The sequence below is a fragment of the Gordonia sp. OPL2 genome (genome assembly GCF_003797825.1).
In the GTDB taxonomy this organism is placed as follows: domain Bacteria; phylum Actinomycetota; class Actinomycetes; order Mycobacteriales; family Mycobacteriaceae; genus Gordonia.
The window spans coordinates 132,203-144,107 of record NZ_RKME01000012.1; the positions used below are offsets into that span (position 1 = coordinate 132,203).

At 67.0% G+C, this 11,905-nt stretch carries 9 protein-coding genes; 5 read left to right on the forward strand and 4 right to left on the reverse strand.

Annotated elements, in window-relative coordinates; translation table 11 throughout:
• Window positions 1–8: 8 nt before the first annotated feature.
• From EEB19_RS13915 to EEB19_RS13930, 4 genes are all read right to left on the reverse strand, one after another.
• Entirely contained in the window at window positions 9–1,256 is a 1,248-nt protein-coding gene (locus EEB19_RS13915; RefSeq protein ID WP_187587163.1) for an alpha/beta hydrolase, read from the reverse strand.
• A complete protein-coding gene (locus tag EEB19_RS13920; RefSeq protein ID WP_187587166.1) occupies window positions 1,253–1,513 on the reverse strand; it encodes a hypothetical protein in 261 nt (86 codons plus the stop codon). Before EEB19_RS13920 ends, EEB19_RS13915 begins: the two co-directional genes overlap by 4 nt.
• Window positions 1,510–2,172: a VOC family protein gene (locus EEB19_RS13925; protein WP_187587168.1), complete on the reverse strand. Its 663-nt coding sequence runs from the start codon at window positions 2,170–2,172 to the stop codon at window positions 1,510–1,512. The genes EEB19_RS13920 and EEB19_RS13925 overlap by 4 nt, the downstream gene beginning before the upstream one ends.
• An 81-nt stretch (window positions 2,173–2,253) precedes the next feature.
• Window positions 2,254–3,009 carry a maleate cis-trans isomerase gene (locus EEB19_RS13930; RefSeq protein ID WP_187587170.1) on the reverse strand — a complete coding sequence of 252 codons (756 nt, stop codon included), beginning with the start codon at window positions 3,007–3,009 and terminating at the stop codon, window positions 2,254–2,256.
• Window positions 3,010–3,285: 276 nt separating this feature from the next.
• Here EEB19_RS13930 and EEB19_RS13935 point away from each other — a divergent pair, with 276 nt between their 5' ends.
• From EEB19_RS13935 to EEB19_RS13955, 5 genes are read left to right on the forward strand one after another with little or no spacing between them, the layout of a single operon-like run.
• On the forward strand, window positions 3,286–5,394 hold the full coding sequence (locus EEB19_RS13935; protein WP_187587172.1) for a hydantoinase/oxoprolinase family protein: 2,109 nt from the start codon (window positions 3,286–3,288) through the stop codon (window positions 5,392–5,394).
• Between the two features lie 23 nt (window positions 5,395–5,417).
• Entirely contained in the window at window positions 5,418–7,739 is a 2,322-nt protein-coding gene (locus EEB19_RS13940; RefSeq protein ID WP_187587174.1) for a hydantoinase B/oxoprolinase family protein, read from the forward strand.
• The gene (locus EEB19_RS13945) at window positions 7,736–9,442 is read left to right on the forward strand and encodes a (2,3-dihydroxybenzoyl)adenylate synthase (RefSeq protein WP_187587176.1); all 1,707 of its coding nucleotides are present in this window, start codon (window positions 7,736–7,738) and stop codon (window positions 9,440–9,442) included. Before EEB19_RS13940 ends, EEB19_RS13945 begins: the two co-directional genes overlap by 4 nt.
• Before the next feature lie 10 nt (window positions 9,443–9,452).
• Window positions 9,453–11,033, forward strand: a complete 1,581-nt coding sequence (locus EEB19_RS13950) for an FAD-dependent monooxygenase (protein WP_187587178.1) — start codon at window positions 9,453–9,455, stop codon at window positions 11,031–11,033.
• An 18-nt stretch (window positions 11,034–11,051) separates the two neighbouring features.
• Window positions 11,052–11,879, forward strand: a complete 828-nt coding sequence (locus EEB19_RS13955; protein ID WP_187587180.1) for a TetR/AcrR family transcriptional regulator — start codon at window positions 11,052–11,054, stop codon at window positions 11,877–11,879.
• The last annotated feature ends 26 nt before the right edge of the window (window positions 11,880–11,905 follow it).

Here is an 11,905-nt window from a genome sequence, read left to right on the forward strand (position 1 = left end):
GCCCGTTTTCAGCCGAACCGTTCCGCCAACCATCCACCGATCTCGGCGGCCGCGAGGCTCGCCCCGGTCGGCGCGCCGTCCCGGATCGGTCCGCCGAAGTGGGTTCCCTCGACACGGACTGCGACGACATCGTCCGTGCCGAGGGCGTTCATCATCTCCACCGCATCCTCGGGGAAGCACGCCTGATCGCCGGTCAACTCGACGAAGAGCGTCGGTACGCGCACCCCCGGCGCGCAGCGGAGGAAGCCGGCATTGCTGGACAGGCCCGACCAGGTGGACAGCCAGGCGTCCGGCGTGGCCAGGCGGCCGAAGCCGACCAGTCCGTAGTCGGTGAGGTCGGGTCGTCGGCCGAAGAGGGATCCGTACGGTCGATCGTTCGGGCTCAACGAGAGATCGACAAACCGTAGGTCGGCATCGGTGCGGTGCACGGTCATCACTCGTGGGGCCAACGATGCACGACGGTCGGCGGCGTCGCCGGACTGCTTGAAGCGTGCTCGCGCGCGGGCGGTGTCGGCCACGAGTTCCCGCGCGACTGCGTCCAGGCGTTCGATCCGGGCGTGTTGGGCGGCGCGGTAGGTCTCGATGAACTCCGCGCTGTACGACGAGGATTCGGGTGGTTCGGCGAACCCGTTGGCCGGGTCGAACGGGTTGAGTGCGGGGTCGACACTCAGCGGGTCGTTTTCGTCGATCACCGATGGATCGATGAGCCGGAGCAACAGCTGTCCCTGTCCCGGATGCGGGGCCATGAAGATCGCGCCGTCGGGAACGGGCATGTCGGTGCCGGCGAGATCGACGGAACGCCCGGCCGGCGTCGACGACAGGCGTGCCGCGGACGCCAGCCCTGCCTGTTCGTGATAGAAGGCGAACAGGGCGCCACCGCCCGAGTGTCCGAGCGTGAGGACCGAGTCGAACTCCCTGTCGCGCAGGAACACCTGTCCCGCTGCGACGTCGAGGAGCGCCTGCTCGTGGACGAGCGACAGGTCGTTGTTCACCGATCGTGTGCCCTGGGTCCAGACCGCGAAACCGCGGGCGAGGAGTTCGGGAACGAGCACGTGATGGGTGAGGTCCTGACGCGGGTGCATCAGGGCGACGACCGTCGTGGCGCCCGGCACGGTCCTCAGTACCCCGGTGACCTTCGCGCCGTCGGCGGTCGACAACTCGTGCACCGACGTCGTCGTGTCGGACGGCTGTTCGGCGGATTCGATGTACCGACCGGCCCCGAGTCGCGCGGTGTCCGCCGCGGTCGAGACGCTCATCGGTCGGCTGCCTCGGTTGGCTCGATCCGCAATGCATCCTTGTCCCACTGCGTGATCCGCGAATCGATCAGACCGGCGACGCTGCTGTACCAGACCGCGTGCCGACAACCGGTCGCGCGACGGTCCACGACGATCGCGTCGTCGGCGGTGACGCGGAAGTACGGCCCGAGGTGATCCACCGTGACGTCGGGATCCTGACCGGCGACGGCGGCCACCGGCTTGTTCTCCGGGACGTCCAGGATGAACAGGGTGGTCATCGGGCGCCCACCTCCTCGGCGGCCACGGCCTCACGCGCGTCCTGATCCTGCTGCCACGCTGCCGCGCGTTCGACGATCCGCTCCGCCTTGCGCGCGAGCAGCGCCGCCATGCTCGGATTCGGTTGTGCCACCACGTCGATCAACGCCTCGATGGTGAGGTTCGCGTCGAGATCCTCCTGTGGTGTGACGGGCCGCATCGCGCGCGTGATCTCGATCATGTAGCCGTTGGGGTCGTGGGTGTAGATCGACTCGATCGTCTCGTGCTGGATCTGCATCTCGACGGGCCATTCGCTGCCGTCGAGCCGCCGACGGTACTCGAGGAGGTCGGCCTCGTCGTCGACGTGGATGGCCAGGTGCCGCGATCGGATGAACCAGACCGGGACGTCCTCGGCGAAGCGTGAGTACGAATCCCCTTGCGGCCCTCCCTCGAACGGCTCGAGGCCGAAGTAGTAGAAGAACGCCAACCGGTCGTCGTTGCCGATGTCGAAGAAGAAGTGGATGAAGTCGGGATGTTTGTCCGGACCCCATCCGGCGGCGCAGATGGAATGGACCACCGGGAATCCGAGGACATCTCGGTAGAACCGGACTGTCGCTGCCGGATCGAAGGTGGGATAGGCGACGTGGTCGACGCCGCGGACCTTGTGGACGAGGTCGCTCATGATGACTCCCTGTCTGTGAGCTGCTTGTCGGTGGCTTGCTTGTCGGTGTCTGCTTGTTGGGGGGCGGGGTGTGGTGGGTTGTCAGGCGGGCATCGTCGAGACGTCGGCACGCAGGAGGCTGCCGGCGCCGTCGATCGCGGCGGGCAATCCCAATCCGCGCAGGATGCTGTACGCACCGGCAGTGGCGGCCGAGACGACCGGGATGCCGAACTCGCGTTCCGCGTCGTCGATCAGGGACAGCGAGGGCATCTGGACACAGCACGAGAGCACCAATGCGTCGACTCCGGTGAGGTCGAGCGAGCGCGCGGCCGCCATCACGCGATCACCGGGGATGCAGCCCACCTCGGCGTTGTCGGCCACCTCGAGGGCACGCCAGTCGACAATGGTCAGCCCTTCGGCCTCGAGATACTCGACGACCTTCTCCGCCAGCGGACGCAGGTACGGGGTGACGAGGGCAATCCGCTTCGCATCCAGCGCTGCCAGCGCCTCGACGAGGGCGCCGGCGCTCGACCGGATGATGGCGTCGGAACCACCGGTGGCCAGCTGCTCGGCGACGGCGCCCTCGACGCGCTGATGTTCTCCCGGACCGCCGACCATGAGCGCGACCAGGCAGGCATAGAGGATCGCGTCGGGCGAGGCGTCGGCGATCTCCATGACGCATCGCTCGCGCTGCGCGTTCATCGCGGCGAGCTCTTCGGGCGACACCCGGTGCATCCGCATCCGGGTCGAGTGAAAGGAGAACTGCGACGTCGGATGCCGGTTCAGCAATGCCGGCATCTCGGTCTCGACCGTCACATTCGAGCTCGGCACCACGAGGCCTATCCGGTGAACACCCATTCTGCTGTCCTTTCGATTTCCCGGCGCCGAAGCACACGAGCGTCGTTGATTGACGTTGACGACAAGTATTCGACGCAAACGAAGATTCGTCAAGGTGCGGTCCTCTGTGCCGCTGAGCTGGGCAAAGGGACGTGCTGACGGCAGAATCGGGTGACAGGCCTCACAATTCGGCCTTGACAGGGGGTCATCGACGTCGAATACTCAACGCCAGCGTAAACAACCGCGATCCCCACGCAGCGGGCGCGAACGCCTGACGAACAAAAGGAGTACCTGGCCATGGCTTACGTGATCGGTGTGGACGTCGGCGGGACGTTCACCGATGCCGTCCTCGACGACGGCAACGGCTTGGTGGTGGCCGGCAAGGCACCGTCGACGCCCCCCGACTACTCCGAGGGCGTGATGGACGTCCTCTCGGTGCTGGCGGAGCAACTCGGCCGACCGATGGACGACATGCTCGCCGACACCCATCACATCGCGCACGGCACGACGTCGTCGCTCAATGCCCTCGTGATGGGCCGGGTTCCTGACGTCGGCTTCCTCACCACCAAGGGGCACCGCGACTCGATCTACATCATGAACGTCGAGGGTCGGTACCTGGGTCGATCACCCGAGCAGCTCCAGAACGTCATGGCGCAGAGCAAGTCCCACGGGCTCGTGCACAAGCGTCATGCGCTGGAGGTCACCGAGCGGGTGGATCGCGACGGTCGGGTCATCGTGAACCTCGACGAGGACGAGGTGCGGGCAGCGGTCCGTGTGCTTCTCGATCAGGGGATCACCGCGATCGCGGTGTCGCTGCTGTGGTCGTTCCGCAATCCCGCCCACGAACAGCGCATCCGCGACATCGTGCACGAGATCGACCCCTCGGTGTTCGTCTCGCTGTCCAGTGAGGTCAGCCCGCGCATCCGCGAGTTCGCGCGGAACGCGACCACGATCATGAGCACCCAGATCGGGCCCGGCCTCCGCGACTACCTGGGTGAGCTCGAAGGCCGGTTGCGTGAGCACGCACTGTCCGGACCGCTGCTGGTCATGCAGAGCAACGGCGGAGCGGTCGCCGCGTCGGAAGCCCCCGGCAACGCCATCTCCACGGTCGGATCGGTCCTCACCGGGGGTGTCGTCGGTTCGGTGTCGTTGGGACGTCAACTCGGCCACGACAACATCATCGCTACCGACGCCGGCGGTACGACATTCCTCGTCGGGCTCATCGTCGACGGCGAGCCCGTCCGGTCGTCGACCACGATCATCAACCACCATCCGATCAACGTGCCGACACTGGAGGTGCACGCGATCGGCGCCGGAGGCGGGGCGATCGCCTGGATCGACGCAGGCGGGAACCTCCAGATCGGGCCGCACAGTGCGCAGGCGATCCCGGGCCCGGCATGTTACGGGCAGGGTGGGACCGAACCCACCAACACCGATGCGAACCTGGTGCTCGGCATCCTTCCCGAGCGGGGTCTGCTCGGCGGGCGCAAGGCCCTCGACATCGAGTTGGCCCGCGACGCGATCCGGACGCGAATCGCCGAACCCCTCGGGCTGTCGGTGGAGGACGCCGCCGCGGCCATCTTCGCCGTGCAGAACGCACAGACCGGAGACCTGTTGCGCAAGACGGTCGTCGAGGCCGGTCACGACCCGCGCAACTTCATCGTCTACGCCTTCGGCGGTTCCGGTCCTGCGCATTGTGGTCTGTATGCGCAGGAGATCGGGGCATCGCGGGTCGTCGTCCCGCTCGGTCAGGTCGCGTCAGCCTTCTCGGCCTATGGGCTGGCGTCGTCGGACATCGTTCTCGCCAAGGAACTCTCGGATCCTGCAGCCATGCCGCTCGATCCCGCACGAGTCGAGCAGAACTTCAAGGTGCTCGAGGAACAGGTCCGCGACCAACTCGACCGACAGGGTCTGCGCTTCGCCTCCGTCGTCATGGAGCGCGAGATCGACATGCGCTACACGATGCAGTTGGCCGAGGTCGCGACACCGCTGCCCGACGGCTCGCTCACCTCGACGGAGATCGCCGGTGCCGCCGAAGCCTTCGAGAAGCGCTACGCCGACCTGTACGGCAAGGACAGCGGGTTCCGGGAAGCCGGTATCCAGGCGATCACCTACCGGGTGCGCGGCACCGGAGTGCTGCCGTTCTCACCGGAACTCCCCGAACTCGCCGCCGCCGACTCCGCGGATCCTGCTGCCGCACATCTCGGTACCCGCAAGGTCTGCCTCGACGGTCGCCGCGGCTTCGTCGACACCGACATCTATGACTACGCAGGTCTGCGAGCAGGTCACGTCATCCACGGACCGGCCGTGATCGAGGTGCCGACGACGACCGTCGTCGTCCCGCACGACACCACCGGCGAGATCGACCGACTCGGCAATCTGACCATCACCGTCGACCAGACATAAACAGCCCACAGGAGCCTGCACCCATGACCGCACCCATCCCCGGCTCGGAGGTCTTCTCCAGTCGCCCCACGGATCTCGACGCACTCGCGCGCTCGCTGCCACCGTCGCTACCCATCCACACCGTGACCCAGGAACAGATCGATGCCGTCGATCCGCTCACCTACGAGGTCATCCGACACCGCCTGTGGTCGGTGACCGACGAGATGGGCGAGGCGCTCAAACGCATGTCGGGGTCGCCGATCGTGACCGATGCCAACGACTTCGACTTCGCCGTCAGCGACGAGATCGGGCAGGAGGTGCAGGTCGGCCTGTACAACACGATGCTCGTCGGTGCCGTGGACCTCGCCATCTACTGGACGCTGCAGAACCGGTCGACGAACCCGGGCATCACCGAGGGCGACATGTTCCTGTGCAACGACCCCTGGGTCGGGGGCGGACTGCACCAGAGTGACGTCATCGTCTACCAGCCGGTCTTCCATGACGGGCAACTGTTCGGCTGGACCAGCGCCATCTGCCACGAACCCGACCTCGGCGGTTCCGGACTGGGCTCCTTCGATCCCGCCGCCAAGGACGTCTTCTCCGAATCGCTGCCGACACCGCCGATCAAGGTGGTGCGGGACTTCGAGTTACAGCGCGACGTCGCCGACGTGTGGGTCCGGCGATCCCGTGTGCCGATGCTCGTCGGGCTGGATCTGCGCGCCAAGATCGGCGCCAACAGCGTCGGACGCGACCGGCTGCTGGCGGTCATCGAGCAGTACGGGGCCGACACCGTCAAGGCCGTGATGAAACGGATGATGTCCGACGCCGAGGGCCGTCTACGGGCCAAGCTCTCCGACCTGCCCGACGGCACGTGGCACGCGACCGGATATCAGGATCAGGCGCAGACGGGCGACCGTGCGGTCCACAAGATCACCGTTGCGATGACCAAGGACGCCGATCACCTGTCGTTCGACTTCACCGGCACCGACCCGCAGACCGGCGTCATCAACTGCACCTACGCGGGGATGCGCGGCGGGGTGATGCTCGCGCTGCTCCCGATTCTCGCCGGCGACATCCCATGGTCGGCAGGCGGTCTGATGCGGTGCTTCGATCTCGTCGCGGAGGAGGGGACGATCAACAATGCCACGTTCCCGGCGGCGGTGAGCCGAGGTCCGATCGGACCCGCCTGGCTGACAGGCAATCTGATCGCCGAATGTCTTGCCCAGATGCTCGACCGCCACCTCGAGTTCGGAAAGAACGTCCAGGCGTCGTGCTGTGGCACCTGGGATACGGCCGTCGTCGCCGGCCTCGACGAACGCGGTGAGCAACCGGTGCCGTTCCTCAACATCATGATGGAGCCGATGGCGGGCGGATATGGTGCGCGTCCGGTCGCGGACGGCATGGACACCGGTGGGTTGTTCTGCATTCCCATGGGCCGCGTTCCGGACACGGAGATGACCGAGTTCCTCTACCCGCTGCTGACCCTGTGGCGCCGGGAGGAGCCGGACTCCGGCGGACCGGGCCGTCATCGAGGTGGTGTGTCGGCGTCGTTGGCGGTGACCCCGTATGGCACGAGTCTGCCGATGGGTCTGGTGTTCGCGTCGGCGGGCAAGGCCGTCGCGCAGAACTCCGGGCTGGCCGGCGGATTGCCCGGCAACACCGGGCTGGAGATCCTCGCGCGGGCATCGGGAGTGCAGGACCTGTTGGCGCAGGGCACGATTCCGGGCACTCTCGACGAGCTCGCCGGCGACAAGGAGCTCGGCGCCTGCTATGCGGAGAGCTACCTGGCGCCCGGCGAGGTCCTGTACATGCACTGGCAGGGTGGCGGTGGCTATGGCGATCCGCTGCGCCGTGAACCCGAGGCCGTGGCCGCGGATGTCCGCAACGGCAAGGTCAGCGAGCTCGGCGCCACCGACAACTACGGTGTGGTGATCGCGGACGGCGAGGTCGACCACGTCGGCACCGAGATGCGGCGCGCCGAGCTTCGAGATCTTCGCCGGAGCCGTTCTGAGGTTCCGGCCACGCAGGAGGCGACGCTCGACCTCGGACGCGCCCGGCGGCTGGACGACAACCTCGTGGAGACCACGATCGGCGATGCACGGGTCGTCGGATGTGCGCACTGTGGAAGGCTTCTCGGTGACACCCGGTCGGGACGACTCGATCTGGCGCGATACGACGGGCCCTCGAGCGACGCCGGCCCGCAGGTCACGTCCGACCCCGGCGAGTACGTCGACACCGAGGTCGTGTTCCGGCAGCAGTGCTGCCCCGGCTGCTGGACCGCGATCTACTCCGGCATCGTGCCGGTCGATCATCCCGATCACGTGGCCGAGCTCGCCCAACTGCTACCCGCGGTGGCCGGGCGATGACGGTGTCACCACCGACCGGGATCTCCGTGACCGGTCGATCGCGATGGGGCGATCGGCTGGTCGGGTATCCGGCCGACCGGGCACAGACGTACCGGCGGTCGGGGGAGTGGACCGACCGTCCGCTGGCCGCTCGATTGCAGGACACGGTGGAACGCTTTCCGGATCGGCCCGCGGTCGTCACCGATGTGGACTCGATGACCTACGCCCGACTGGACATCCGCAGCGACCAGATAGCGGCAGGACTGCTGGAGATCGGCTTGACGCCAGGTGATCCGGTGTTGTTCCAGGCGACCAACCGGATGGAGACGATCCTGCTCTGGTACGGATGCATCAAGGCGGGTCTGGTGCCGGTGGCCACCCTCGCTGCGCATCGCGGCCACGAGATCGGACACATCTCGCGGGCGGTCGGGGCCGTCGGACACGTCGTCGAGGCGGGGCTGAGCTTCGACCTGGTCGCGTTCGCGCACGAGCAGGCCCAGGATCATCCGACGCTGCGGACGATCGTCACGATCGGGGACACCGTCGGCTCCCAGGGCACTTCCGCGGCCGAGCATCTCGGTGCCGACATCGCGCCCGGCGACGCACGAGCGCGAGTGGCGGAGGTGCAGAGCACGATCGATCCGCTCGATGTGGTCGCCTTCCAATTGTCCGGCGGCACCACGGGTGTGCCGAAGGTCATCCCACGGCTGCACGTCGAGTACTGGGACAACGCACGGCTGTACGCCGGCCGTCTCGGCTGGTCCGAACAGACCCGGGTCGCCCACCTCATCCCGATCATCCACAACGCCGGGATCAGCTGTGGACTGCACGCCGCACACTCCGTCGGCGCCTGTCTCGTACTGGCGACCGCCGATGTGACACAGGCCTTTGCGTTGATGGCCCGAGAGCGGGCGACCGATGTCCTGATCGGCCACGGGCACTACCAGGCGGTGGCGAGCCCGGCGTTCGATCTGGTGCGACCGTACCTGCACACCGTCGTGTTGTCCGGCGCCAAGGTCGCGCGCGGGCTGTTCGATCGGGTCGACGACGGTGAAACGCGTTGGGCCGGGCAGTTGTTCGGGATGTCAGAAGGACTGTTCACCGTGTCTCGCCGGGATTCGCCTGCGCAGGCGCGGTCGACGACCGTCGGTACGCCCATCGCCGACCACGACGAGATCCGCATCCTCGAGCCGAGCACGGAGAGCGACGTCGCCGACGGCGAGGTCGGAGAGCTGGCATGTCGCGGTCCCTATACGATCCCCGGCTACTTCGATGCGCCCGAGCACAACCGATCCGCCTTCACCTCCGACGGCTTCTACCGCACCGGTGACCTCGCGACGATGGTGGCCATCGACGGTGTCCGATATCTGTCGATCGAGGGACGCATCAAGGACCTCATCAACCGCGGCGAGGAGAAGATCAACGCCGAAGAGGTGGAACAACTGTTGGTGACCCATCCGCAGGTGCAGAACGCCGCCGTGGTCGCCATGCCGGATCCCCGGCTGGGCGAACGGACGTGCGCATATCTCGTGACCGTCGACGACGAACCGTTGTCGATGAACGAGATCCGCGAACACCTTGCGACGCTCGGTGTGGCGAAGTTCAAATGGCCTGAGCGACTGGAGTTCCTGGCGGAGTTCCCGCAGACCAACGTGGGCAAGATCGACAAGAAGCGGCTCCGCGCAGACATCGTCGCCAAGCTCGCTCCCACTTCTGACCAGTGAGGAATACCTGATGAATCTCAGTCGCATCGCCGTGCTCGGCGGCGGGCCGGGCGGGCTCTACGCGGCACGACTGCTCAAGCGCAGCCACCCCGACGCGGACGTCACCGTGTACGAACAGGGCTCGCCGGACACGACGTTCGGTTTCGGTGTCGGACTGGCCTCTCGGACGCAGCGCAATCTGCGCGATGCCGATCCCGCGTCCCTGGACGCCATCGTCGACGTGTCGCATCCACACGAGATGTCGATGAAGGTGGGTGACGCCACGGCGCGGCTCTCGCACGGCGAACTGCTCGCCATCGCGCGAACGACACTGCTCGACGTGCTGCAGCGACACGCCGCCGACGTCGGGGTGCGCCTCGAGTTCGGGACCAGACGATCGGTCACCGATCTCGACGCGGATCTGATCGTCGCCGCGGACGGCGTCAACAGCGCCACCCGCACCGAACTCGCGGCCGACCTGCGTCCACACATCGGGACGGGTGAGGGCCTCTACCTCTGGTGCGGGACCGACGTGGCGCTGCCGAGCGCGATCTTCACGCCGGTCACCACCCGGCACGGCACCTTCGTTGCACACGCGTACCCGTACGGCCCCGATCGCAGCACATTCCTCATCGAGACCGACGAAGCGACCTGGCGCGCTGCGGGTTTCGATGATTCGACCGAGCGGACCGACGGCGCGGACAGCGACGAGACGTCACTGCGCTACCTCGAGAAGGCGTTCGCCGACACACTCGGCGGACATCGGCTGATCGGGAATCGGACACGCTGGATGCGCTTCCGGACGGTCAGCTGTGAGCGGTGGTCCGCCGGGAACGTCGTCCTGCTGGGCGACGCCGCGCACACGGCGCACTACTCGATCGGCTCGGGGACCAAGCTGGCGATGGAGGACGCGATCGCGCTCGACCGCGCCGTGCTGGAGTCGTCCACCCTGCGCGAGGCCCTCACCGCCTACGAAGCCGCCCGCCGTCCGGGGGTGGAGTACCTGCAGTCGATCGCGGCCCGCAGCGAACTGTGGTGGGAGTCGTTTCCGCGTCGCGCCGACATCCCGGTCGACCAGCTGATGATCGCCTACATGACCCGGGCCGGAAAGGTGGGCGTGGATCGGTTCATGTCGTCGGCGCCGGAGGTCGCCAAGCGCGGTCTCGCCGACTACGCGGGCGTGCACCCGGCGGACGTCCCGGACGTCGACATCGCCGACTGGATTCTGGCGCAGCCGGTGTCGCGACACGGACTGTCGTTCGCGGGACGATCGGCACCGAGCTCATTGCGGTACGAGCCCGGCACCGAGGTCGTCGACGTCGAGGTGTCCACCGCATGGGCGGACGACGCAGATCGTCTCATCGCACGGTGCGTCGGTAGCTCGGTCGTGTGGCTGACCGGCCGCGCCGATCGTGACGCGGTCCTGACGCGACTGGACCTCGGCGAGCGGATGCGACGGGAGACGGGGGCGGTCGTCGTCGTCGAGGGTCCGGCGCAGGCGCGCGGGGACCTCGTCGCCGGGGTTGTCAGTCTCCGGACCGATCTCGTGTGTGTCGCCGACGACGCCACGGTGGGCGGCGTGTCCGAGGTGGCGCGCACCGCCACGGTGTGACGGCACTATTCTTCGCCTATGACCAGCTCGACGCCGGAGGAGACCACCGGAACGGCCCCGCAGGAGCCGTCGTCCGGGACGAAGGGTGGCCGCAGCAATTCGCGGCGCGAGCTGGTCGAGCGCGAGATCATGGAGCAGGCCACGCGCCTGTTCGCCGAGAAGGGCCTGGCGAGCACCACGCTGCAGGACATCGCCGACGCGACCGGCCTCACCCGTCCGGCGCTCTATCACTACGTCGCCAACAAGGACGAACTCTTCGCGCGGCTGGTCAGCGAGATCGCCGAGGAACCGGCGGTACTGCTGCACGAGATCAATCAGCGCACCGACCTCGATCCGGTGGGCAAGGTGCACGAGATGGCGATGTCGATCGCGCTGCACCAGACCCAGACGCTCGACCGGTTCCGGTTGTTGATCCGATCGGAGGCCGAACTGCCGCCCGCGCTCGCCGAGACCTATCTGCAGAGTCGGCGCCGTGTGCTCAAGGAACTCGTTGCCGTCGTCGACGAGGGCATCGGCCAGGGTCAATTCCGTCCTGCCGATTCCCGCGTGTCGGCACTGGGCATCATCGGGATGCTGAATTGGATTGCGTGGTGGCATCATCCGGGTGACGCCGAGTCCGATCGCGCCGTCGCGCGGCAGCTGGCCGACATGGCGGTGAACTCAGTGCTCGACCCGGATGCCGGGGATTCGGAACCGGGGGCGGAGCGGGTGATCGCGCAGTTGCGGCAGGGGTTGGACTATCTCGAGCGGCATATCCTGTCTCTTATACACATCTCCGAGCCCACGAGACCGATCAGTACCTCGTATGCCGTCTTCTGCTTGAAAAAAAAAAAAAATAATCCGTGATCTACATATCTTCCCACTAGAAATCA